25 protein-coding genes are annotated in these 24802 nt (G+C 37.6%); 5 read left to right on the forward strand and 20 right to left on the reverse strand.

Features of this window, described 5'->3' with window-relative positions; all coding sequences use genetic code 11:
- The first annotated feature begins 586 nt into the window (after positions 1–586).
- A complete protein-coding gene (locus F1847_RS07735; RefSeq protein WP_150072480.1) occupies positions 587–1111 on the forward strand; it encodes a HyaD/HybD family hydrogenase maturation endopeptidase in 525 nt (174 codons plus the stop codon).
- Here F1847_RS07735 and hypF read toward each other — a convergent pair.
- From hypF to hypB, 4 genes are read right to left on the reverse strand one after another with little or no spacing between them, the layout of a single operon-like run.
- A complete protein-coding gene (gene hypF / locus F1847_RS07740; RefSeq protein ID WP_150072481.1) occupies positions 1032–3284 on the reverse strand; it encodes a carbamoyltransferase HypF in 2253 nt (750 codons plus the stop codon). The genes F1847_RS07735 and hypF overlap by 80 nt on opposite strands.
- Positions 3274–3624 carry a hydrogenase maturation nickel metallochaperone HypA gene (gene hypA, locus F1847_RS07745; RefSeq protein WP_150072482.1) on the reverse strand — a complete coding sequence of 117 codons (351 nt, stop codon included), beginning with the start codon at positions 3622–3624 and terminating at the stop codon, positions 3274–3276. The genes hypF and hypA overlap by 11 nt, the downstream gene beginning before the upstream one ends.
- A 9-nt stretch (positions 3625–3633) precedes the next feature.
- Positions 3634–4644, reverse strand: a complete 1011-nt coding sequence (gene hypE, locus F1847_RS07750) for a hydrogenase expression/formation protein HypE (RefSeq protein ID WP_150072483.1) — start codon at positions 4642–4644, stop codon at positions 3634–3636.
- Positions 4645–4654: 10 nt separating this feature from the next.
- The gene (gene hypB / locus F1847_RS07755) at positions 4655–5458 is read right to left on the reverse strand and encodes a hydrogenase nickel incorporation protein HypB (RefSeq protein ID WP_150072484.1); all 804 of its coding nucleotides are present in this window, start codon (positions 5456–5458) and stop codon (positions 4655–4657) included.
- 132 nt (positions 5459–5590) lie between these two features.
- On the opposite strand from hypB, the gene trxB reads away from it, so the two are divergent.
- The 4 genes from trxB to F1847_RS07775 all read left to right on the forward strand — a co-directional run bounded on the left by trxB (position 5591) and on the right by F1847_RS07775 (position 11131).
- Positions 5591–6538 carry a thioredoxin-disulfide reductase gene (gene trxB / locus F1847_RS07760; RefSeq protein ID WP_150072485.1) on the forward strand — a complete coding sequence of 316 codons (948 nt, stop codon included), beginning with the start codon at positions 5591–5593 and terminating at the stop codon, positions 6536–6538.
- Positions 6522–8177 carry a PhnD/SsuA/transferrin family substrate-binding protein gene (locus tag F1847_RS07765; protein ID WP_150072486.1) on the forward strand — a complete coding sequence of 552 codons (1656 nt, stop codon included), beginning with the start codon at positions 6522–6524 and terminating at the stop codon, positions 8175–8177. Before trxB ends, F1847_RS07765 begins: the two co-directional genes overlap by 17 nt.
- Positions 8178–8286: 109 nt before the next feature.
- Entirely contained in the window at positions 8287–9765 is a 1479-nt protein-coding gene (locus F1847_RS07770) for an ATP-binding protein (protein WP_240702788.1), read from the forward strand.
- Complete coding sequence (locus F1847_RS07775; RefSeq protein WP_150072488.1) at positions 9755–11131, forward strand: sigma-54 dependent transcriptional regulator; 1377 nt, start codon at positions 9755–9757, stop codon at positions 11129–11131. Before F1847_RS07770 ends, F1847_RS07775 begins: the two co-directional genes overlap by 11 nt.
- Before the next feature lie 5 nt (positions 11132–11136).
- Here F1847_RS07775 and F1847_RS07780 read toward each other — a convergent pair whose 3' ends face one another.
- The 16 genes from F1847_RS07780 to F1847_RS07850 are packed head-to-tail and all read right to left on the reverse strand — an operon-like array spanning position 11137 to position 24791.
- Positions 11137–12726: a methyl-accepting chemotaxis protein gene (locus tag F1847_RS07780; protein WP_150072489.1), complete on the reverse strand. Its 1590-nt coding sequence runs from the start codon at positions 12724–12726 to the stop codon at positions 11137–11139.
- A 60-nt stretch (positions 12727–12786) separates the two neighbouring features.
- Positions 12787–14181 carry an NADH-quinone oxidoreductase subunit N gene (locus F1847_RS07785; RefSeq protein ID WP_150072490.1) on the reverse strand — a complete coding sequence of 465 codons (1395 nt, stop codon included), beginning with the start codon at positions 14179–14181 and terminating at the stop codon, positions 12787–12789.
- Positions 14182–15657 carry an NADH-quinone oxidoreductase subunit M gene (locus tag F1847_RS07790; RefSeq protein WP_150072491.1) on the reverse strand — a complete coding sequence of 492 codons (1476 nt, stop codon included), beginning with the start codon at positions 15655–15657 and terminating at the stop codon, positions 14182–14184.
- A gap of 12 nt (positions 15658–15669) precedes the next feature.
- Complete coding sequence (locus F1847_RS07795) at positions 15670–17442, reverse strand: Na(+)/H(+) antiporter subunit D (RefSeq protein WP_150072492.1); 1773 nt, start codon at positions 17440–17442, stop codon at positions 15670–15672.
- A complete protein-coding gene (locus tag F1847_RS07800) occupies positions 17432–17683 on the reverse strand; it encodes a hypothetical protein (protein WP_150072493.1) in 252 nt (83 codons plus the stop codon). The genes F1847_RS07795 and F1847_RS07800 overlap by 11 nt, the downstream gene beginning before the upstream one ends.
- A gap of 12 nt (positions 17684–17695) precedes the next feature.
- The gene (locus tag F1847_RS09240; protein ID WP_168194301.1) at positions 17696–17845 is read right to left on the reverse strand and encodes a hypothetical protein; all 150 of its coding nucleotides are present in this window, start codon (positions 17843–17845) and stop codon (positions 17696–17698) included.
- Positions 17842–19317, reverse strand: coding sequence for a monovalent cation/H+ antiporter subunit D family protein (locus F1847_RS07805; RefSeq protein WP_150072494.1), 1476 nt, complete (start codon positions 19315–19317; stop codon positions 17842–17844). The genes F1847_RS09240 and F1847_RS07805 overlap by 4 nt, the downstream gene beginning before the upstream one ends.
- A gap of 1 nt (position 19318) precedes the next feature.
- On the reverse strand, positions 19319–19624 hold the full coding sequence (gene nuoK, locus F1847_RS07810; RefSeq protein ID WP_150072495.1) for an NADH-quinone oxidoreductase subunit NuoK: 306 nt from the start codon (positions 19622–19624) through the stop codon (positions 19319–19321).
- On the reverse strand, positions 19611–20132 hold the full coding sequence (locus F1847_RS07815) for an NADH-quinone oxidoreductase subunit J (RefSeq protein ID WP_150072496.1): 522 nt from the start codon (positions 20130–20132) through the stop codon (positions 19611–19613). The genes nuoK and F1847_RS07815 overlap by 14 nt, the downstream gene beginning before the upstream one ends.
- A gap of 9 nt (positions 20133–20141) precedes the next feature.
- Complete coding sequence (nuoH, locus tag F1847_RS07820; RefSeq protein ID WP_150072497.1) at positions 20142–21155, reverse strand: NADH-quinone oxidoreductase subunit NuoH; 1014 nt, start codon at positions 21153–21155, stop codon at positions 20142–20144.
- 3 nt (positions 21156–21158) lie between these two features.
- Positions 21159–21659 carry an NADH-quinone oxidoreductase subunit C gene (locus F1847_RS07825; RefSeq protein WP_150072498.1) on the reverse strand — a complete coding sequence of 167 codons (501 nt, stop codon included), beginning with the start codon at positions 21657–21659 and terminating at the stop codon, positions 21159–21161.
- Positions 21641–22024: an NADH-quinone oxidoreductase subunit A gene (locus F1847_RS07830; RefSeq protein ID WP_150072499.1), complete on the reverse strand. Its 384-nt coding sequence runs from the start codon at positions 22022–22024 to the stop codon at positions 21641–21643. The genes F1847_RS07825 and F1847_RS07830 overlap by 19 nt, the downstream gene beginning before the upstream one ends.
- Positions 22021–22587, reverse strand: a complete 567-nt coding sequence (gene nuoI, locus F1847_RS07835; RefSeq protein WP_150072500.1) for an NADH-quinone oxidoreductase subunit NuoI — start codon at positions 22585–22587, stop codon at positions 22021–22023. Before nuoI ends, F1847_RS07830 begins: the two co-directional genes overlap by 4 nt.
- Entirely contained in the window at positions 22584–23789 is a 1206-nt protein-coding gene (locus F1847_RS07840) for an NADH-quinone oxidoreductase subunit D (protein ID WP_150072501.1), read from the reverse strand. The genes nuoI and F1847_RS07840 overlap by 4 nt, the downstream gene beginning before the upstream one ends.
- A complete protein-coding gene (locus F1847_RS07845) occupies positions 23786–24301 on the reverse strand; it encodes an NADH-quinone oxidoreductase subunit B (RefSeq protein WP_150072502.1) in 516 nt (171 codons plus the stop codon). Before F1847_RS07845 ends, F1847_RS07840 begins: the two co-directional genes overlap by 4 nt.
- Positions 24285–24791, reverse strand: coding sequence for a 4Fe-4S dicluster domain-containing protein (locus F1847_RS07850; protein WP_150072503.1), 507 nt, complete (start codon positions 24789–24791; stop codon positions 24285–24287). Before F1847_RS07850 ends, F1847_RS07845 begins: the two co-directional genes overlap by 17 nt.
- Positions 24792–24802 lie beyond the last annotated feature (11 nt).

A 24802-nucleotide genomic window follows, 5' to 3' on the forward strand; every position in this document is an offset into this window, starting at 1 on the left:
TTAAAAATCAAAGAGGTAGTGTCTCATTAATTGGGTAAAGACTTGAGGAATAATAAGTGATATGCCTGTTTCCATAAAGATTCATACGAAAATCACCTACCCTTTCATTCCTTAGAAGGAATTTTAACCTTATTTCATAAGGTGCTCAACAACCTACTTAAAAACCTTTTGGAAAATCTTATTATTGAAGAAAGAAGTATTAGTATAGTAGAAATTGAAGGCTTAAGAGTACCTCAAGTTAAAAAAGAGACTGTGGTTGTGTGATGAGGAAGTAAAGGCTTGGGATGGCGTAACGAATCAACTTAAGAGTAGAGCAAAAAAGATAAAAAGAAGAAAAGTAAAGGTGATAGAGGTATTTTTAGGGGAGGGTTAAGCTAATAGATGAGAGATTAAACTCAAGGAGGTTGAAAGGATTTAATGAAGGTTAAATTGCTAATTACCATGCCCTCCTTAAAAGAGTCTTTACGCAATACAAAGAGGAACTATGAAAAATGTTAACAAGTCTGTCTGTTAATTTTTCGAAAGATTATGTTATATTTATTTTTTACCCTAAATATTTTTGCCCTAAAACATTAAAAATTTAAAAATGGATAAGATTATAGTTTTAGGGATAGGGAATGTTTTACTTGCAGACGAAGGAATTGGGGTTTTAGCGGTTAAAGTGTTAGAAGAATGCTTTGAGTTCCCTTCAAGCGTAGAATTAGTCGACGGCGGGGTAGGAAGTTTTCAGCTTCTTCCTTATATAGAAAAGGCGAAAAAACTTTTGGTAATAGATGCTATATCTCAAGGAAGTCCTCCTGGAACCCTTCACAAGTTTACCAAAGAAACCCTACCCAAACAAGTATTAGAAAAACTTTCTATTCATGAAGTCAGTTTTTTAGATATCCTTACTTTAGCTGAGATGCGTGGTTTTTTCCCTGAGGAATTGGTGGTTTTGGGTTTAGAGCCTGCAAATCTTGAGATGAATTATGGCTTTTCTGACCCTGTAAAGCACAACTTTATTCGTTTGATTGAATCGGTTCTTTTACAACTTAAAGATTGGGGTATAGAGCCTGTCCCAAAGAAAGACCTCCATCGTTGGGAGGAACTTTTCTCTGCAAGTATACCTTAAAACCTTTTTGGGTTAACCTTTCTATAATTCTTTCTACCAAAGGTTTGTTCATCATTACCCCACCAGAAAGACACACCTTTTCTACTCCTACCCTTATGGCTATCTCTTCGCAAACCTTAGCTAAGGTGTTTATAAACTTAGTAGCTTTTACCGATAAAGGTGCCTTTTCAAAGGCTACTCCTTTTACTAATGCCTCCCAATCAAAAATCCAAGCCCCATCTTCTTTTTCTATCTTTATCTCGTAGGTATCCTGCAAACTCGGTAGAAACAAATCTTCCAATTGCATAGCAGATTCTCCTTCATAGTGGTTGATAAAGTTTAGACCTGTCAGAGCAGCTACTCCATCAAACAACCTTCCGCAAGAGGAGGTTAGAAGAGAATTTAGACCTTTTTGCCAGGCCTGATAAAGAAGTTTTAGGGTTTCCTTAGAAAATTCCTTAAGAAAAGGTAAGTCCTTGTTTAAAGCTTCTTCTCCGTAAATTTCGAGCATTAAGGCAAGAGCTATTCTTTTTGGCTCCTTTACAGCCTTTTCTCCTCCTATAAGCCTAAAATGTCTAAAATGACCAACTCGCTGAAATCGGTTACTTTTTACTAAAAGAAACTCTCCTCCCCAAACGGTTTGGTCTTCCCCATACCCTGTTCCATCCCAAGCAATCCCAAGGACTTCATCGAAGATTTCATTTTCTGCCATACAAGAAAGGATGTGGGCAAAATGGTGTTGGACCTTAATAAACTCAAGCCCATTATCTTTGGCAAACCTCTCAGCCCATTTAGTAGTTTCGTAATGGGGATGTAGGTCTGCCACCACTATCTCTGGCTCAAACTCGTAAAGCTTGATAAAATCAAAAAGGGTCTTTTCAAAATCCTTTAAATCTTCTAAAGTTTCTATGTCTCCGATATGCTGACTTAAAACTATTTTGTTTTGAAAAGCAAGGGCAAAGGTGTTTTTCTCTCGAGGCCCTACCGCAAGCACCCTTTTTTTTACGTTAAAAGGCAAAAATACTGGTAAAGGTGCATATCCTCGTGCCCTTCTGATAAACACCGGTCCAGTAGCTATTACCTTTAGGACAGAATCGTCGGCCCTTCTAAGGATTTTTCTATTGTGCATAAGAAGGTAGTCTGCCAAAGAAGCAAGTTTCACAAAAGCCTCTTCGTTACTTATAACTATCGGTTCATCTGAAAGGTTAGCAGAGGTAACCACTAAAGGTCGGTTAATCTCTCTTAAAATTAGATGGTGAAGGGGTGTGTAGGGTAAAAAGGCACCTATTTTTTTTAAACCTGGCGCGATAACCTCAGGTAAGAGATCGATTTTTTTTTCTAAAAGCACTATCGGCTGAGCAGGTGAGAGCAAAAGTTCTTTTTCTTCAGGGGTCAAAATACAATATGTCTCAAGTTGTGATAAATCTGGAAACATAACCGCCAAAGGTTTTTTAGACCTTCTCTTTCTGGTTCTTAAAAGTTCTACCACCTTTTCATCTGTAGCATCACAAATTAAATGAAATCCCCCTAACCCTTTAACCGCTACGATTTGTTTTTGCTTAATCGCTTCTATTGCTTTAGCTAAAGCCTCTTCTTTTTCTGCTATCTTATTTTGGTTAACGTCATAGAACTCAAGATAAGGTCCGCATACCGGACAGGCTATAGGTTGAGCATGAAAACGGCGGTCGGTAGGGTCGGTATATTCCTTATAGCAGTCTTCACACATAACAAACTCTTTCATCACCGTTTTTTCTCGGTCATAAGGTAAAGCTTCTATGATGGTAAACCTGGGGCCACAAAGGGTGCAGTTGATAAAAGGATAGCGATATCTATGGTCTTTTGGGTCAAACAACTCTCTTAGACAAAATTCACAGGTAGCGACATCAGGCAAGATGTCTAAGGTTATTTCTGAGTCTTTTAGACTTTTCTTAATAAAAAACTCTTTATAGCCTATAGGTTCAAGTTTTTCGCAGACAATACGATAAATTTGAGAAAGGCGAGGTTTTTCCTTGACTAACTTGTCTAAGAATTCTTTAAGGACTGTTTCCTCTCCTTCAACCTCTATAAAAACGCCGTTGGTGTCATTGCTGACAAAACCTGCCAAACCTAAGGATTTAGCAAGGTTATAGATAAAGGGACGAAAACCAACCCCTTGAACTACTCCGTTTATCCTTATTTGATATCTAATCTTCATCGACTAATTCTAAACTTTTAAGTAACATCTCTTCTCCTGAAAGGACCTCGGTTTCAAAGGACCCACAGAAAGGACAGGTTATATCCCATTTATCTTTAGAAAATTCTTGCTGGCAATTTTTACATCTAAGCTTTAGATCTTCTATCTCTATAACGATTTCTGCATCTTTTAAAACGCTTCCTTGTTTAAAAAAATCAAGGGCGGTCTGCAAAAGTTCAGGTTCCACCCCCGAAAATTTTCCTATCAATAACACCGCTTTGACTACTTTTTTTCCAGGATATTTAACCACAAGGTCTTCTACGGTTTTTATTACGTTTTGGACGATAAAAAACTCGTGCATGGTCTTACCTTAACAAATCCTTGGGAAAAGTTCCCCGGAAGTATTTTCTAAAATTCTATGGGTGCCATATAAAGTCTTTAAGAGAACCTGAGGAGAAGGACTATAATCAAGTACTTGTCCTATGATATTGGCTTCAGTTCCAGAGGGATGAGACCTTAAAATCTCTAAAGCCCTGTAAGCCTCTTTTTCTGGTAAGGCTATCACTACCCTACCTTCACAGGCAAGATGATAAGGCTCAAACCCCAGGGCTTCGCAAAAGGCTTTTACTTGAGGTCTTACTGGAATTTTTTCTTCTTCTACCATCAAGTTTACTTGAGAGCTGTCAGCCCATTCATGAAGGGTAGCTGAAAGACCTCCTCTTGTTGGGTCCCTCATGGCATGGATTTCAATCCCGCTTTCAAAAAGTGGTTTTAAAAGTGGCCACAAGGTTTCACAATCGCTTTCCAAGTCTATGTCTACCTTAATTCCTTCTCTTTCTGCTAAAATACAAGCACCATGATCACCTATAGGGCCTGAAACGATAATTAGGTCTCCGGGCTTAAGGTTCTTACAAGAAATCCCAGGACAAACCACCTCCCCTATCCCAGAGGTGGTGATAAAAATCCCGTCTACCTCTGACTTGGGAACTATTTTTGTATCACCTGCTACGATGTTAACCTCGTTTTTAATCGCCTCTTGCTTCATCGATTCTAAAATTTTTTCTAAGTCTTTAATCTTAAACCCCTCCTCTATGATAAACCCTACGGTAAGGTATAACGGTTTAGCCCCCATCACTACCAAGTCGTTGACAGTGCCGGTAACCGCAAGCTTTCCGATATTACCTCCTTTAAAAAAGATAGGTTTTACCGTAAAACCATCTATAGTAAAAGCTAACTTAGAAAATTGATTGGTTATTAAGGCTGAATCCTCAAGAGATTCAAGGATTGGATTGGAAAAATATTTTAAAATAAAATCTTTTATTAAAGATAAAGTCTCTTCTCCACCGCCTCCATGGGCTAATAAAAGTTTTTCCCCTAACATAAACCTTCCTCTATTTTAAAGATTCTTTATACTGCTGATAAGTCTCTTCTAAAAATTTTATCCAAAGGTCAAACCCTTCTCCAGTTTTAGCAGAAAGGGCGATAACTTGGGTTTTAGGGTTTATTTTTTGAATCTGAGACTTTACTTTTTCTAAATCAAAGTCAAAATAAGGAAGCAGGTCTACTTTAGTAATAATCACTAATTGAGAAACCTTAAAAATAAGGGGATATTTTTCAGGCTTGTCTTCTCCTTCGGGGACAGAAAGAAGGGTTACGTTGAGATGGGTGCCGAGGTCATAACTTGCCGGGCAAACAAGGTTCCCTATGTTTTCTACAAAGAGAAGGTCTACCTGGTCCATAGGAAGTTTGTGCATAGCTTTATGCACTAAAGAAGCATCCAAATGGCAAGCGCTACCGGTGGTTATTTGATAAACAGGGACTCCTTTTTTCCTTATTCTTTCAGCATCTCTTTCGGTTTCTAAGTCTCCCTCTATCACCCCTATCCTTAACCTGCCTGAAAGGGCCTCTATGGTTTTTTCTAACAAGGTAGTCTTACCTGACCCAGGGGCACTCATAAGGTTTATCGCATATATACCATATTCCTCAAAGTGTTCTCGGTTGTGCCTTGCCTGAAATTCGTTATACTTCATGATGTCCTCAAGAAGTTGTAAAGTCTCTTTAGACGGAGTAGGTCCATGTTGGTGCTCATGAGGATGACCGTGATTATGTTTATGATGGTGTTCATGATGGTTATGATGTCCTTCTACCCCTTCTTTAGAAGGAGGAACAAGCCCACAGCCACACTCTTTACACATCCTTTCACCTCTTAATAAAATTTAAAAAGAAATTATAATATAAAAGTAAAAAAAGTAAAATAGAAGAAGCTTAAAATAGAACCTTTACATTTATTAACCTTATAATATAAAAAGGATTAATAAAAATAGAAAATGAACGAAACTAAAGTTTATGACCTTATTATAGTAGGAGGGGGTCCTGCTGGACTTACAAGCTATCTTTATGCCCAAAGAGGCCTTTTAAACACCCTTTTGGTAGAAAAAAATTTCTTAGGAGGACAAGTAGTTCTTACAGACCAGATAGAAAACTATCCTGGATTTCCTGAAGGAATTTCTGGTTTTGAACTAATAGAAAAGATGGTTAAACAGGTAGAAAAATTAGGTTTAAACTTAGTGCAAAAGGAGGTTGTAAAAATAGAAAAAATAGAAAATCAAAACCTAATTTTTAAAATTTGGTTTTCTGACGGAACCTATACCTTAAGTTATGCGGTTATTTTGGCTTTGGGTGCATCTCCTAAAAGATTAGGAATTCCAGGAGAAAAAGAATTTATCGGTAAAGGGGTTTCTTTTTGTGCTACCTGTGACGGACCTTTTTTTAAAGACGAAGTAATAGCGGTAGTAGGAGGTGGGGACTCTGCCTTAAAAGAAGCTTTAACCCTTACTAAATTTGTAAAAAAGGTTTTCTTAATCCACCGAAGAGATAAATTTAGGGCTGAACCTTACTTACAAAAGTTAGTTTTACAAAATCCTAAAATTGAGATACTTTGGAACTCAACGGTTGAAGCTATCGAAGGAAACCAAAAGGTGGAAAAGATAAAAGTTTTGAATAAACTTACTGGAGAAAAAATTTTTCTGGAGGTAGCGGGGATTTTTATTTTTATAGGATACGAACCTAACACCTTTTGGTTAAAAGGATTGGTTGAAGTTGACCCTGAGGGTTTTATCCTAACCGATAAAGCAATGCAAACTTCACAACAAGGTGTCTTTGCTTGTGGAGATTGCGTAAGCAAACCTTTTAGACAAATAATAATTGCTTGTGGAGAAGGCGCGTTAGCCGCCCTTAGCGCTAAGGAATACATAGCACATGTCAAAACTAGTTAAATTCTTTTATTTAGTACTAATTTTTTTTCTTTTAGGTTTGTTGCCTGGTTGCTTTAAAGATAAAGTCCAACAAAATTCTGAGAGTCAAGGTTATGAGACTTTAACTGGACCTCCTTTAGTCATAGGAGTTTTAAACATAAGTTCCCCTCAACAAACCCTTTTACAGGTTTATCCTCTTAAATCTTTTTTAGAAAAAAAACTTAAAAGGCCTGTTTTGATAGACATTTCTGCTGATTTTGAGGAGATGGTTAGAAAAGTAAAAGAAGAACGGCTCCATCTTTTGTTGATAGACCCTGCTTTTTATTGTGAATTAAAAGCCCTTTATCCACAAAAAATTTTCCCACTGGTTAAACCTAAGGGTGGTTATGGAGAGTCAAGCAGTGTTTTTGTAACCAAAGAAAACTCCAGTATAGAAAGGATTTTTGATGCTACCCAAAAAAGGCTTGCTTTAGGAGACCAAACCTCATCTTTTAACTATCTCATCCCTCTTTCTATGTTAAAGGACTTAGAGCTTTCGCTAAAAGACTTCAAAAAAGTAGAATTTTTAGGTCAGGACAAAAGGATCGCTCTTTCGGTGTTGATAGGAGACCATGAAGTAGGTGCTTTAAGTGAAGTAGTAGCTCAATCTTATTTAAACGCTGGGCTTAAAATCATCAAATCCTCTGAAAAAGTACCTGTGTTTTTGATAGCCTCAACCCAGTCCTTAGAAGCAAGAACACAAATAAAAGACCTTCTTTCTAACCTTCCCGCTGAGGTTTTAAAGGCTTTGAAGGTTGAAAAACTTATACCTGCAGAAGACAGAGATTTTGACTACATAAGGGTTTTGATTAAGTTATTTAAAGGTAAGGACTTAATAGAATATGGTCCGAACACCGTAAAGGTTGCTATCCTTCCTCTTTATAGCCCTCTTACCATCTATCAAAGGTTTGAACCTCTGATGAAATACCTTTCAGAAAAAACAGGAAAAGAGTTCAAAATAGTCATCCCAAGAAATTTTGAAGAGTTTATCTCTCTGGTAAAAAAAAGAGAGGTACACTTTGCTTATCAAAACCCTTATGTATATGCCTTTTTATCTAAAACCGGCCATGCTAAAGCAATAGCCTTAACAGTAGGGGAAGATTGTGTAGACGAACCGAGCGACATCTGCGGAGGAGATAGGTTTAGAGGGGTTATTATCGTAAAAAAAGATAGTCCTTTAAAAACAATCAGAGAACTAAAAAATAAAAGAATTTTGATAGTTTCTCCGTATTCAGCCGGTGGCTTTTTGTCTCAAAAAATCTATTTAGAAAAAAGAGGATACGATCTAAAAAGGGATTTTAAACTGATAGATGTTAAAAGGCAAGAAAGGGTAATTATTGGGGTTTACAAAGGAGAAGCTGATGCTGGGTTTATAAGAGAGTCTGCCCTCGGTGTTTTTGGTAAAGAGGTTGACCTCTCTCAAATCAGGGTCTTAACCCCTACCGAATTTCTCCCTAACTGGCCTTGGGCAGTGGTAAAAGCTGACGAAGAACTTACTAAAACAGTTCAAGAAACCATCATCCATCTACCTACTTCTATTTTAAAAAATTTAAAAGTAAAGGAGTTTAAGCCGGTTGATGAAAAGATTTTTGAACCACTTAAAAAATATATCACCCCTTAAAAACCTTTTCTCTTTCTTATATAGACTTTTAAGAAATGTTAGTATTAGAAATAGAATTTTTTTCTCGTTTTTACTTGTGATAATTTTACTACTTTTCAGTGTAAACTTTTTGATAATAAACTATCAAAAAAAATCCCTAAAAGAGCAATACTATAAAAACTTAAATCATAGTTTAGAATCCTTCTCTTTAGAAGTAGTTGACTGGCTGGTGTTTTTTGACCCTTTAAAGCTTGAAGAAAAGGTTAATGCTCTTAAGACCACTCCAGGTATAACCTATGTAATGATAGTAGATAAAAACGGAAGGGTGGTTGCCCATACCGATCCGTCTCAATTAGGATCGTTTATTTCTTTAGACCAAAACACTTTTAAACCTTGGGAAAAAACAGACGATAAAGGAATTAAACACTTTAATCGTCCGGTTTTTAAAGAAGACTTCTCCTTAGGGACGGTTAGGGTCGGGGTTTTAGAGACAGAACTGGAGGTTTTCGTAGAGCAATCAGTAAGAACCCTAAGAAACTACATGGTTTTTGTCTCAGGGGTTTTTTTATTGATAGCCTTGGTGGTTTCTTATTTTATTTCAACTACCCTTATAAAACCTCTTGCTAAACTCAAAAGTAGTATACAAAAGGTTCAAGCTAATGAATTTGAGCTTTGTGAAAACGAAAATCTTATTCTTTGTAAAGATTTTTACCAATGTAAGGATTACCGATGTCCTTCTTATGGAAAAACAAGATGTTGGCTCTATGAAGATACAAGAAAATGGTGCAAAAGAACCTTAAAAATACAGTGTGAAGACTGTTTTGTTTATAAGTATTCTTGTGGAGACGAATTAGGTTATGTAATCGAAAGCTTTAACAAAATGCTCATAGATTTAAAAACTTACATGAAACAACTTGAACGAGCTACTCAAGAGAAGATCAAATTAGAAAAATACTCAGTGATATCAGAAATGGCCATGGTTGTAGCGCATGAAATCAAAAACCCGTTAAACTCTATCAAAGCTGCTTGTTCTTATCTTAAAGCTAACTTTAAAGGAAAAGTTTTACAAGAATTTCTCTCAATAATAGACAAGGAAACCCAAAGATTAAACGAACTTATAACCGGCTTTTTAACCTATGCAAGACCCCTTCCATTAAAACTTGAAAAACTACAAATTAATACTATCATAAAGGAAGTGATAAACTTGGTTAAAACTGAATTTGATGAAGAAAACAAACAAATAGAAGTAATCTTAGATTCTTCTATTCCTGAGTTTTATTTTGACCCTTATCAAATTAAACAGATGTTATTAAACCTGTTGGTAAATGCTGAAGAGGCTACTAAAGAAGGTGATAAAATTTGGGTGTTTACTAAGAAAGAAGAAAATTTTGTGGTAATTTCTGTAAAAGATACAGGTGAAGGGATACCAGAGGAATTTCAAGACAAAGTGTTTGAACCCTTTTTTACTACCAAGGTAACAGGCTCAGGATTAGGTCTTGCCTGTGTAGAAAAGATCGTTAGAGAACATGGAGGTAAAATAACCTTTTTTAGCAAAAAAGGTGAGGGAACAGAATTTAAAGTATATTTACCTATAAGACATGAGCCATAAAATACTTTTTATAGACGACGAAATAAACAGCCTAAAAACCATTTCCGCTATTCTTAAAAAACACAATTATACCGTAATCACTGCCCAAACGGTAGAAGAAGGTATTGTTCAGCTTAGAAAGCATAAACCCAACTGTATCCTGCTTGATTATAGGCTCCCTGGTATGGATGGAATAGAAATGTTGCGTTGGCTAAAACAAGAAAATATTACATTGCCGGTAATCATGCTTACAGCCTACGGAACGATAGAAAAAGCTGTAGAGGCGATGAAGTTAGGAGCTTTCCATTATTTAGTAAAACCGGTTGACCCTGACCTTCTCCTTGAAACCATAAGAGAAGCTATTTTAAAACATGAAACCTTCAGCTATCAACCGAACATCTCTCATAAGTTTCCAGAGATCATAGCCAAAAGTCAGGCAATGAAAGAAATTTTTTATATTATAGACATGGTAGCAGATACCAGTTCTAATGTGCTTATTACTGGCGAATCTGGTACCGGTAAAGAACTGGTAGCAAGAGCTATTCATCGGCTTTCTAAAAGGAAAGACCGTTCCTTTATAGTGGTAGATTGTACAACCATCCCAGAAAACCTTTTAGAAAGTGAGCTTTTTGGATATGAGAAAGGAGCCTTTACTGGAGCTACAGATAAAAAAATCGGTCTTTTAGAGCTGGCTAACGGAGGTACAGTCTTTTTCGACGAGATAGGAGAATTACCTATATCCCTTCAAAAAAAATTTTTAAGGTTCTTACAAGAAAAAGAGATTCAAAGATTAGGGAGTATTAATAAGATTAAAGTAGATGTAAGGGTGATTGCTGCAACCAACAGAGACCTTGAAAAAGCGGTAAAAGAAGGGACCTTTAGAGAAGACCTTTATTGGAGGTTAAACGTAGTAAGAATACATCTACCTCCTCTTAGAGAAAGGAAAGAGGACATTCCACTTCTTGTGCAGCATTTTGTCCAAAAGTTTGCTCAGGAAAACAACCGCCCAATTCCTACATTAGAGCCTGAAGTAATGGAGGTGTTAATAAACTATGAATGGCCTGGAAATGTCCGTGAGCTTATTCATGTAGTAGAGCGTGCTGTTATTCTTTCTACATCTGGTGTGATTTCTTTTAAACATCTACCTAAAAGGCTCTTAGGTCAAAAGGGAGAAAAAGAAATTCTTCCTACGGATACCTTTAACCTATTAGAAATGGAAAAAACCCTTATTCTTAAAGCACTAAACGAAACCGGATGGAACCAAACTAAAGCTGCTCAGCTATTAGGGATTTCAAGAAAACAACTAAGAACTAAGATGAAAAACCACGGCCTCCTTCCCGTCTCTTCCATTAAGGATGAGGAAGAAGACGAAGAAGAGGCCTCTTAAACATTTTAAACTTTAAACCATTCTACCGAAGCCTCAAGTTCTTTAATTCCCTCTGAAATCTTTTCTATAGAAGTCACTACTTCTTCTACCAACCTGTTTATGTTTTGCACCTGTTCCCTTATCGTGTCTACGCTTTTAGCCATGTCTTCAGAAGTTACTGAAAATTCTTCGGTAGCTGAGGCTATCATTTGGACCATATCCATCGTTTTTTCAGCGGCTTCAAGGATTTTAGAGAGTGCTTCTTTAGCTTCTAACAAGGCCATGTCTGCTTCCTTAGCCTTTTCGCTACTCTGGTACATTGCGTTTACCGAAAGGGTAGTTCTTTGTTGCATGTTTTTAATTTTTTCGGTTATTTCTCCGGTGGCTTTAGCCGTACGTTCTGCAAGTCTTCTTATTTCTTCAGCTACTACCGCAAAACCTTTGCCGTGTTCTCCAGCTCGAGCAGCTTCAATCGTTGCATTTAAGGCAAGAAGATTAGTTTGGTCAGCAATATCTCTTATTACATTAACAATATCGCCGATTTCCTCAGAGCTTTTTCCCAATTCCTCAATAGCAACAGCAAGGTCATTCATGTTATTCATCAGTTCCTTTACTACTTCAGATACCCTTTCCACTGAACTTTTGCCAATTTCAGCCCTTTCTTTAGAAAGTTTACTTGTCTCACTTGCCTCTTGGGCGTTTTTGGCTACATCTATGGTGGTTTGGGCTATTTGAGTAGCTGAAGCTGCTACTTGATTGGTTTGGTCAGCCAATCCCCTAAAACCTTCATATAATCTATCAGTATTATCTTTTATTTTTTTAAATTCCACCCCAGTGTCTTTAACGGTTCCTCTTATTTTTAATATTATACCTTTCAGACTGGCAACGATATTTAAATAAACCTCTTCTATTACATCCTTTACCCTTACAGAAGTATCCTCTGTAAGATCCCCCTGCTCTAATTTTTTTAATTTAGACAAAGAGTCTTGAAGTTTTTTGTCTACCATATTCCAAGAAAAGTAGATTAAGAAACTTAAACCTAATAAAGAAACCAGCAGGATACCTATAGTTATCATAAATTGTCGTTGAATTTGGCTTACAACCATTAAACTATAGATTTTAGACTCCTTTTCTTGAACTTCAGAAGCCTTAAGAAGGTTGTCTTTTATCTGCCTCCATACCTTGGTTTCTTCTACGATAAGATTTTTAGCCTCATCAAACCTTCCTTCTTCAGAAAGTTTTTGAGCGTTAAGTTTCATTTCATGAGCTTTAGGCCATAGCTGATAAGCCTCTTGTAAAAGTTTTTTAATTTCAGGATGGGTAGTTAACTTTAAAGTTTCCTCCATTGTTTTTATAAAATCTTCATGGGCTTTTTGGTAGTTCTTCTTGGCTTTTTCATCCTTAGGGTTTATAAAAACATTTCTGGTAGCTTGTTCTGTTTGCAACCCTAAACCATACAATTTTTCTGTATTTTTTAAAATGACAATTTCTTTTTCAATTAAACGGTTTAAAGTATTTTTATACTTCTGATTAGAGTAAAACCATACCCCTATTTGAAGAATCAATACTACTACAATACCTAAATTTATTAATTGAAAAAGACGTTTAATCTGCATGTTTTACCCTCCTGCAATCTATTTTATCTTTAAATAAAATAATATTCCAAAAAAATTTTTTTAAGAAGCAAACAAAACAGGGAAAACCCCAAGTAAAGTGGTAAAAATCAGGGTAAAAGTAAGGACTAATCTTAAAGTAAAAGGAACAGAAAGTGTTACTAATCCTCCTTCGTAAAAAAACATCTTTACTCCGACCCTTAAGTAATAATAAGCTGAAAGGATGCTAAAAAGGATGACTACTACCGCTACCCAAGTATAGCCTGCCTCTATGATAGACTTAAAAACAAAAAACTTGGCTACAAACCCCCCAAAAGGAGGAAGTCCGGTCAAAGAAAAGAGAAAAACCAACATAGCAAAGGCTAAAAAAAGGCTAACTTGAGAAAGTCCTTGAAAAGAATTTATCCTTTCTCCTTGAGGAAAGGCTATAAGGGTAGCAAAGGCACCAAGGTTCATAAAGGCATAAACTAAAGCATAAAAAGCTATGGCTTTTAAACCGGTAGTTGAACAAGCTATCACCGCAAGGAGAAGGTAACCTGCATGGGCTATAGAGGAATAGGCAAGAAGACGTTTAAGGTTGTTTTGTCTTAAAGCTAAGATGTTTCCTATCCCTACGGTTAAAAAGGCTATAAAAATTAAAGGTCCTATCCAAAGGTTAGGTGCTAAAGACAAGGATTCTATCAAAAATCTTGCCATAGCTCCTACTGCTGCAGCCTTAGGTCCCACGGACATAAAGGCTGTAACCGGTGTAGGTGCTCCCTCGTATACATCAGGAGACCATTGATGAAAAGGCGCAAGCCCTGCCTTAAAACTTAAAGCAGAAAGGACTAAAACTACTCCGGCTAACAGATAAAAGGTTCTATCTGCAAATAAAGAAACTTTCTCTGAAATGGTTAAAAAGTGAGTTCCCCCAAAAACACCAAAAAAAATAGAAATTCCCAAAACAAACAAAGCAGAAAACATACTTCCTAAAAGATAATACTTAAGAGAGGCTTCGTTAGATTTAAGGTCTGTTACAACCAAACCTGCTAAAAGATAAAGACAAAGAGACATAAACTCTAAGGAAAGGAAAAGACTTAAAAGTTCTCTTGAAGAAACCATAAACATCATCCCCAAGGTGCTAAGCATAAGAAGAAGGTTAAACTCATAAAAAACCTCGTCTTTTATTTTAGGATAATGCATGCCCATAAGGCTACACAAACCAAGGTTTATCAAAAACACTAATTTTAACGTTTGACTAAAAGGGTCAGCCACAAACATTCCTTTAAAGGTTTCTCCCTGAAAAATAGATAAAGAAAACATGGTTAAAACAGAAAAGACTACTACCAATAAGGTATGAATTTTTCTTTCTTTAATCCAAAGACCTACCAAAAAATAAACCAAAGTAAAACCCACAAAAAGGGTTTCTGGAAAGATAGGTATCAAGGTTTCCATCGTTACCTCCTCAAAAAGCCTCATCTAAAGCCCTTTGTTTAAAAACTCAAGCAATTGGGCTATAGGAATTTTCATCACGCTTAAAACCACCTGAGGATAAAGTCCCAAAATAAAAACCAGAAAAACTAAAGGCAAAAACATTACAACCTCTCTTAGATTAAGGTCATAAAGCTGGTCTTTAATCTCAGAAGGCACTTCTTTTAACACCACCCGATAATAAAGCCACACCATATAAGCAGTTCCAAGGACAAAACCTAAAGGTAAAAAAGCACCTAAGGACATTTTATCCTTAAAAACCCCTAAGGCTACTAAAAACTCACCTATAAAAGAATTAGTGCCTGGAAAACCTATGGCTGCAGCAGAGAAAAGGGTATAAAAAACCACAAAAACAGGAACAGCCTTACCAAGTCCTCCGTATTTAGTTAGATCTCTGGTATGAGTTCTTTCATAGATAGCCCCGATACACATAAAAAGTGCACCGGTTACTATTCCATGGTTTATCATCTGAAGAACCGCCCCTTCTATAGCCTCTTGGTTTAGGGTAAAAATACCTAAGGTAACAAATCCCATATGACTTACACTGGAGTAGGCTATCAGACGTTTAAAGTCTGTTTGCATAAGGGTTACCAAGGCTCCGTAAATAATAGCTATTATCGAAAGTATTTGCATAAAATCTTTTAATCCAAGGGTAGCCTCTGGGCAAAAAGGAAGGGTAAACCTTAAAAATCCATAGGCACCCACCTTAAGAAGGATGCCGGCTAAAATAACCGAACCCGCGGTAGGGGCTTCTGTATGGGCATCAGGAAGCCAGGTATGGAAGGGAAACATAGGGACTTTTACCGCAAAAGCAGCAAAAAAAGCTAAAAAAAGCCAGTATTGGAGGTTTAACGGAAGGTTTGCCTTGGAAAGCTCTATGATGTCAAAAGTTTTGCCTCCTACATAATAAAGAACGATAAGACCTATTAACATAAGGACACTGCCAGCAAAAGTGAAAATAACAAACTTAACCGAGGCGTAAATCCGGTTTTGACTTCCCCAGATACCTATCAGTAAAAACATCGGAATCAGCATGGCCTCCCAAAACACATAAAACAAAAACATATCAAGGGCACAAAAAACCCCTATCATAACCGTTTCCATCACCAGAAGCAAAGCGTAAAATTCTTTAGTCCTATGTTTAATGGCTGTCCATGAACAAAGCACGCATAAAACGCTGATAAAAAGGGTTAACCACACAAAGAGAAAGCTTATCCCATCTACTCCAACCTTATAGTAAGAGTTTAAAAATGGAATCCAAGGATAGATTTCTAAAAACTGAAAATTGGGGTTAGTTTTATCAAAGTTAAACCAAAGAGGAATACCTAAAAGTAAATTTAAAAGCGTAGTCCCTAAAGCGATATACTTAGCTAATCCTTCTTTTTTTACTAAAAAAATTAAAACTGCACCAACTAAAGGTAAAAAAATAAGATAAGAAAGAATAGGATAGCCTACCCCACCCATTACACCACTCCTTTAAAAAAGCATAGGCAAAGCTAAAAGTAATAGCAAAGCAATCAACCCTATTATCATTAGAAAAGCATAGTCTGAAACCTTTCCTGTTTGAATTACCTTTATTATTTCGCTTAGTTGTAAAGAACCTTTAGCTAAAGCATGATAGGTTCCGTCAACCCCTGAAACATCAATTTTTTTAGAAAGATTCGCTAACCTTAACATCCCTCTTATAAAAACCTTTTCATACGCCTCCCCTATTATTTGATAGTCTACCTTAGCCACCACCTTTTCTGCCAGGGTCAAAAACCAAGAGGTAGCCTTACGATAAAACCAGTCAGCATCAAGGTTTATGCACCTTATCTCAGGAGGATAAAGACCTGAAAGCACAAGTAAAGTAAAGGCTAAAGCTGAAAAACCAAGAAGCTGAATCTGGTCTATCACATGGGCTGGAGTGTAAGGATGATAGGCTACAGGATAGGGAAGGATAGAGTAAAACAAACCTGGAAAAAGCCCTATTCCGATGCAAAGAAAAGCTGCTATACCCATGGCAAGTAGCATGTGAGGTGGCGCTTCCTTAGGTTTTAAACCAGAATCATAACTAAAAAAAGAAAAATAAGGCACCTTTATTCCTGCAACAAGAAAAACACCTGCAGAAGCCAAAAGAAGAGCTAACCAAATAATAAGCAATCCTCCTTCACCAGCAGCAGAAATAATCATAGACTTACTTACAAATCCACTGGTTAAAGGAAATCCAGAAATAGAAGCAGCCCCTATGATGCAAAAAATAGCAGTTAACGGCATGTATTTATAAAGCCCCCCGAGGTCGGTAGTGTTTATCTTGCCTGTCCTATATAAAACAGCCCCCAACGCCATAAAAAGCACAGCATCATATAAAATATGACATAATGCATGGGCTATTGTTCCGTTAAGAGATAGCGTAGTTCCTATTCCTATGCCTATGACCATAAATCCTACTTGATTGATGATAACATAAGATAAAACCCTTCTTAAGTTGTTTTCTATAATCCCGTAAAAAATAGGGAAAACAACCATCAATGCCCCTATGTATATCAAAAGCTCTGTCCCTGAAAAACTTCTTGCCAAAACATAAACCGCAGTCTTAGTAGTAAAAACTGAAAGAAAGACAGTACCTGTCTCAGTAGATTCAGGATAAGCGTCAGGAAGCCAGGCATGAAGGACAGGGAAGGCTGCATTAACCCCAAAACCTAAAAAAATAAGCCAAGAGGCTAAACTGTTTAATCCTATATATTCAAACCTTAAAGACCCTGTTTGCTTAAACCATAGTATTATTCCTCCTAAAAGCAACAAACCACCCGTCAAATGCACCAATAGATATCTCATACCTGCAGAGATAGCCTTTTTCGTCCTTGCTGTAAGTATTACTACGGTTGAGGCTAAAGCCATAATTTCCCAAAAAATATAAAGGGTAACCAAATCTCCTGCAAAAACTACCCCCAAAGCTGAACCTGCATAAATAAAACCTGCAACTAAATGCAGGTTGTCTTTAACATGAAGGCTGTAAATAGCGGTTAGTAAAGTAATCAAGGAAAAGATGTAACCAAAAGGCAGAGAAAGCCTATCTACCCTTTTAAACACAAGCTCTGAATCAAACGCCCTTAAAACCCAAGAAACCCCTTCAGATAAAAACAGCACATAAACAAAAGTCAGGAGAGGGAGGACTACAAGATAAATGGTTTTTATCCTTCCCTTTAAAAAGGGAATTAAAAAGCTACCTAAAATCAGAATAAACGCAGGAGGTAGGTTAATCACCATAATAGTCTTCCCTCCTCATTACCAAAGGCCTTAAAAAATGTTTAGCTATAAGCACCGACCATACGCAGGCTACAAACCCAAAAGCCCCATAAAAAGAAGGATAGCCATCAAAACCAAAATAAGCATGCTTATGGACAAAAAAATCTACCCCTATCAGTAAAACCAGAAACAAATAAAAACCTTTTAAAAACTTTTTTATGTTTTCTCTATAATCAAAAAACCCTTTCTTTTCTTCTTCCATAAAATTCCCCCGTTAATGAGGTTTATGTCCAAAATAAAAGATTAAAAACAAATAAAGGGTAGTAAGGGCCAAAACTATGTAAAAAATCCTTCGATACCCTGGCCATGGGTCGTGTTTTAAGATTTGTCTTTCCGTGGTCTCATTTTCCCCAACTAAATTCACTTGATAACCTCCGCAGCAAGATTTATTAAAAAGTTTGGATAAATTCCCAAAACTATACTAATAAGTGCAGTAATCAATAAAGCAGTAGCCATAAAGGGGTTTTCTTTAATCGGATGGCCTCCAGGTTTCTCTTTATATTCTCTAAAATAAGCCCTATAAACTATAGGAAAAAAGTAACCTGCGTTAAGTAAAGAACTAAAAAGAAGTACCCATAAAACCCAAAGGTTTTTTCCTTCTATGGCACCAAGCAAAAGATACCACTTGGTAATAAAGCCTCCTACTAAAGGTATACCTACCATTCCAAGAGCCCCGATCGTAAAAGCTGCCATCGTAATAGGAAGTCTTCTGGCTATACCATCAAGCTGGCTAACCTCGGTTTTATGAGCGCAAACATAGATAGAACCAGCACAAAAAAAGAGGGTGATTTTAGCGAAAGCATGGTTAGAAATGTGGATAATACCTCCTATCATGCCATGGTAAGTAAGTAAAAGGGCGCCAAGCAAGATGTAAGAAAGCTGACTAACCGTAGAATAAGCCAGTCTAGCTTTAAGGTTGTCTCTTGTAAGAGCAATGACTGAAGCGGTAGTTATGGTAAAGGCTGCCATAAAAAGGGCTAAGTCTGTGGTAGAAAGTAGCTTCATCGTCTCTGAGCCAAATACAAAAAATATCGTTCTTAGCACAGTAAAAACCCCGGTTTTAACCACCGCTACCGCATGAAGAAGGGCAGAAACCGGAGTAGGTGCTACCATCGCCGCAGGCAACCAGCCATGTAAAGGCATAACCGCAGCTTTGGCAAAACCATAAAAATACATAAGAAAAACCACTCCTAAAAGTCCTCGATGAGCCTCTACTATCTTCTCAGTAAAAATCCCGCCTTTTTGGAATTCAAGGGTTCCTGCCAAAAGGTAGGTAATGACTATGGCTGCAACCAACAAAAGTTTGGCAGCCCCTATAAGATATATAGCATATTTTCTGGCACCAGCCCTGGCTTCCGGAGTTTCATGATGAGCAACCAGAGGATAAGTAACAAACGTAAGGGCTTCATAAAAGAGAAACATCGTAAACAGATTAGCCGAAAAAGCAACCCCCATCGTAGAAGAAAGAGCCCCAGCAAAACAGGCATAATATCTGGTTTGCTTTTTTTCATGATGTCCTCTCATGTAACCTATGGAATAAAAAGTAGTAATTATCCATAAAAAAGAAGCTCCAAGGGCAAAAAGAAGTCCCATCGCGTCTACTTTAAACTTTAAAGAAATGCCAGGAAGGATAGAAAAGACTTCAAACTCCAAAACTTTCCCAGAAATAACGGTAGGGACCATCGATAAAACTAACAAAAACTTAATCACTCCTGCTAAGACAGACCAAAATTCCCTTAAGTTAGGTTTTTTTTCTCCGGTAACGAGGATAAAAGGTATGGCCAATAAAGACACAAGCACGCACAGTAAAGGGGTGATAGAGGTTTCTACCGTCATCTTAGTCTTCCCTCAAAAGATTAAATTCTTCTATCTTTAGAGTTGGTTTATTCCGATAGGCTATAACTAATATAATAAGCCCTACTGCTACCGCTCCGGCAGCACAACCTATGATAAAAAGGGCGATTACTTGAGCTTTTAAGTCTTGTAAGTAATGACCTAAAGCTACTAAAGACAGATTAACCGCATTAAGCATTACTTCTATAGAAATAAGCAACATGATCAGGTTTTTTCTGATAAGAAACCCGGTAAGCCCGATCCCAAAAAGACAAAAACTTAAGATAAGATACCAATTAAGAGGAACCATCCGTCTTCCTCCTTAAGAGCATAAGCCCTATCCCAAGCAAAGGGACAAAAAGGATAAAACCTAACAAGATAAGATGATACACATAATCGCTAAAAAGAATCAAACCCAAAACCTTGGCATGCCCTTCCTTTTCTATAAGCTCTATGGTATAAGGACCTTGATGATGGGTTTTATAAGTTAAAGCCCCTACTATACCCAAAAACACCCACAAAAGAACAGCACATACCCTTGTCTGCCAAGACTTCAAAAACACCTCTCCCTTTTCCTCTTCCTTTATGTCTAAAAGGAAAATAACAAACAGGAACATCACCAAAATAGCACCTGCATAGACTATGATCTGAACCATCGCTAAAAATTCGGCATTAAGCAAAAGATAAATACCTCCTAAATGCACAAGCATCACCAAAATCCAGAGTAAACCTTTTACCGGATTTTTTTGAGTAATACCTAAAATACCTGTACCTAAGATCACTACCGCAAAATAAAGAAAAATAGCCTTTAAAACCATTGTTTTCCCCTAAGCACTAAACTTTTTTATCAAAATAGTGATAAAAAGGTTTACAAACCCCAAAGGAATTAAAACTTTCCACCCTAAGTTTAACAGTTGGTCAAACCTATATCTTGGAAAGGTAGCTCTAACCCAGATGTAAAGAAAAATGAAAAAATAAACCTTTAACAAAAACCAAATAATCCCTGGCACTTTTTCTAAAAAAGGAAGTAAAGCGATTACATACTTAGGTACCGTCCACCCACCTAAATAACACAATGAAATTAGGCTTGCCATCACATACATGGCAGTATATTCTCCAAGGAAAAATAGAGCATATCTAAAGGCACTGTATTCGGTAAGATATCCTGCTACCAGCTCGGTTTCTGCTTCAGGTAGGTCAAAGGGGGTTCTATTGGTTTCAGCAAAGGCAGCAATCACAAAAACCCCAAAACCTATTATCTGGGGAATGGCATAAAAGCCAAAAACCGAGTTGTATTGCGCAAGGACTATATCATTAAGCTTGAGAGAATCTGCCATCAAGACTACCGAAGCTAAACTTAGGGCTAACGCAATTTCATAACTTAACACCTGAGCAGCTGACCGTAAGCCCCCTAAGAAGGAATATCTACTGTTAGACGCCCAACCTGCAAGGATAATCCCATATACCGCTAAGCTGGCTGAAGCTAAGATAAAGAGAACCCCTATATTAAGGTCTGCCAAAATAAAACCCTGTTCAAAGGGAAGGACCGTTAAGTTTACCGTAGTAAAAGCAAAAACTATAACCGGGGCTATTTTAAAAACCGTCTTATAGGCTGCTTGAGGAATAATGTCTTCTTTACCAAAAATCTTTAAAAAATCTGCTAAAGGCTGAAGAATACCATGCGGACCTACTTCCTTAGGACCAAAACGTGCTTGCGCCCTTCCGATTATTTTCCTTTCAGCATAGGTGGTAAAAGCCACATGGATTAACGTGATGGCAAAAACCAATATAGTCTTAAAAATCAAAATCCCAAACTGATAAAGGTCTAAAACCTTATCCATGGGTTATCCTTCCTTGTGTATCTGACTTAATAGGTCTTTTATTCCTTGCCAATCCCCTTCACCTCTAACAGGATAATCCTTTCTCAAAGGATAGCCTTCCCAGTCTTCAGGCATATAAATCCTTCGCAAATCAGGATGCCCTTTAAAGACTATCCCAAACATGTCATAACACTCCCTTTCCAGCCAGTTAGCAACCGGCCAAAGGTCTACCACACTGTCTATACTAAGGTCATCCTCTTCAACCAAGGCCTTTATCCTTAACTGGGTCTTATTAGGAAGACTATAAAGTTGATAAACCACCGCAAAACGTGGTGTCTTACCTAAAAAATCTACACCAAAAAGGTCTTGAAGATGGTTGAAACTCCAATTAATCTTAAGCCAACCCAAAATTTCTTTTATTTTTTCTTTTTTTACTACTACAAAAGTTTGCCCTCTAAAACTTCCTATTTCTACGATTTCTTCTTTAAAATTCTCTTGTAAACCTTTTAAGACTTCTTCAACCATTCCAAGGCCTCCTTCTTAATTTCATAAAAGTAGCCTAACAGAATAAGAATGATAAAAAACAACATTCCCCAAAAACCTACTGTGCTAAGATGATTGAACGCCAAAGCCCATGGATAAAGAAAAACCAACTCTACGTCAAATACCACAAAAAGAATGGCTAACACATAATATCCTATAAAAAACCTTTCTCTTACTTCTCCTGAAGGAAGGTTTCCTGATTCGTAGGCCATAAGCTTTGTAGGAGTCTTTTTCTTGGGTGCAAGCAACCGATTGATAAAGATGGCAGCAAAGGCAAAAACAGTAGCTAAGATTAACATCAAAAACACAGGAAGATATTTTAGCGGTAGGTAGGTCCCAGGGGTCACTGCTTAGCCTCCATTTTAACATTTATAGGCTTAGGGAACCTTTTTTCAAAGGGTAGCCGCCTTCTCTCAATCCCTTTTAAATACCAAAATTTGTTTAGATAAGAGTCTCCTTTGTATCCAGCTATGAATTCATCCCAGTTTTGAAGTAGTTTATCCTTGGTAAAGTAGTTTTCTTCTTTATCGTAAACTGCATACTCGTAATATTCTGTAAGCACGATGGCGTTTACAGGGCAGACCTCTACACAATAAGCACAATAAATACATCGAAAGGCCTCTATTTCGTATTTAGTTAGAACCCTTGCACCTGAGGTTGGGTCTTCGGTATACTCCACACGAATACATTGCGAAGGGCAAACCCTAACACACCTTAAGCAAGCTACACATCTTTCCTTGCCTGTTTCTGGGTCTCTGACTAAAGCGTGTCTCCCTCGAAAACCTTCTGTTATTTCTCTTTTTTGTTTAGGGTATCTGATGGTAACCGGATGGGTAAAAATGGTTTTTAAGGTAATTAAAAGCCCTTTTATCAGGTCTATTAAAAGAAGTTTTTTAATCAATTGTCTCATTTATCCGCCTCTCCCATCACGATGTCAAGGGTCCCGATGATGGCTACTACGTCAGCCAAAAATTGCCCTTCTGACATTTTGGGAATAGCTGCAATGTGTATAAAAGAAGGAACTCTAATCCTTACCCGATAAGGTCTACCTGTACCGTCGCTAATAATATAAAATCCCAGCTCACCTTTAGCACCCTCCACCGCTGAATAAACCTCTCCTTGAGGTAACAAAAGTTCTTTTTCTTTTAAAAATGAAATAAAACTACCGGTTAACCACCCTTCTGGATGAAGCCTCTTTTTACCAAAAGGGAGAAGGTCTAAATCTAAGGCCTCTTCGGCAAGTATGCTTCCCTCTGGCATTTTTTGAATACATTGTTTCACTATTCTCGCAGACTGTCTCATCTCTTGAATACGGCATAGATAGCGGTCATAGGTATCTCCATGCCTTCCTAAAGGAACTTCAAACTCTACCTCGCTATAAGCGTCATAAGGAAAATGTTTTCTTACATCGTAGTTTATTCCTGACCCCCTAAGGCTTGGGCCTGTAAGTCCATAGGCCAAGGCATCTTCAGGGGTTATTACCCCCACCCCTCTGGTTCGGGCTATCCAAATCCTATTTTCTGTAAGCAATCCCTCGTATTCATTAACCTTATCTAAAAACTCATCGATAAACCTGTCTATTTTTTCTAAGGTTTTTTCTTCTACGTCTACCCTTACCCCACCTATCCTTGGATAACTAAAAGTAAGCCTGGCACCACAAATTTCTTCTAAAAACCAAAGGATTTGTTCTCTCTCTCGAAAACAGTAAAGGAAGACCGTCATCGCTCCTATATCAAGAGCATGGGTGGCTAACCAGAGAAGATGGTTGCTTATCCTTGACAATTCAGCTACCATGGTGCGGATAAATTTAGCCCTTGGAGGAGGTTCTATCCCAAGGAGTCTTTCTACCGCCAAACAATAACCTATGTTGTTTATCATACTAGCTATATAATCTAATCTATCGGTCAAAGGGACAACCTGAGGATAGGTCTTGGTCTCAGCCAGCTTTTCTATGCCTCGATGAAGATAACCCACTTCAGGCCTACAACGATAAACCCTTTCACCCTCAAGCTCTAAATAAAGCTTTAAAACTCCATGGGTAGCAGGATGATGAGGACCCATCTGCAGAACAAACTTAGAGGGTTCTATCTGTTCTAAAGTGTACCCTTTCATCCTTTATAACCTTTTAAAATTTTTTCTTGTAATTTGATGATACCTTGGAAAAAGGCTTCTGGTCGTGGAGGGCAACCAGGAATATAAACATCTACCGGAAGGATCTGGTCTACCCCTTGAAGGACGCTATAAGTTTGGAAAATCCCTCCGGTTGAGGCACAGCTTCCGACAGCAATCACAAACTTAGGTTCTGCCATTTGGTCATAAATTCTTCTTACGATAGGAGCCATTTTATAAGTAACCGTCCCAGCTACAATCATAAGGTCTGCCTGTCTGGGAGAAGCCCTAAAAAGCACCCCCAACCTATCAAAATCATAATGGCTGGCACCGGCTGCCATCATCTCTATAGCACAACAGGCAAGACCAAAGGTAAGGGGCCAGAGAGAATTAGCCCGGCCCCAATTTATAAGTTTATCAAGGGTGGTGATAAGAACGCTATCTGTGCCTTTAACCAGTTTTACCCCTTCGGCTATCTCAACCGTGTGGTCCTCACGATTAGTATAGGTTGACATAGGCTTCCTTTACAAACTTTTCTCTTTTAAGGGTTGAAGCTTCCTGGGCGGAAACCCATTTTAAGGCATGGGTGGTGCATTTAGTCACACAGGCTGGTAATAGCCCTTGGTCAATCCTGTCCTTACAGTAATCACACTTCACTACCTTTCCGGTTTCTGGGTCAAACTGAGGGATACCCCAAGGACAGGCAGTAATACAGTTTTTACAACCTACGCAGAGACTTGGTTCTACAAAAACTATACCGTCTTTAGGCCTCTTTTGCATAGCCCCTGTAGGACAAGCCTTTACACACCAAGGGTCTTCACAATGAAAACAAGGCATAAAAATAAACCTCTGAACTACCTGTTCGTTTAAAGACTTAATGTCTGTAGGGATAATCCTGCAAAGCCTTGGGCCTGGTCCAAGCCCTTTGTTGGTTTTACAATGGACTTCACAAGCAAAACAACCGATACATCTGTTATGGTCTTGATATATATAGTAAAGGCTCATAAGCTCCCTCC

The organism is Thermodesulfobacterium sp. TA1 (genome assembly GCF_008630935.1).
GTDB lineage: Bacteria > Desulfobacterota > Thermodesulfobacteria > Thermodesulfobacteriales > Thermodesulfobacteriaceae > Thermodesulfobacterium.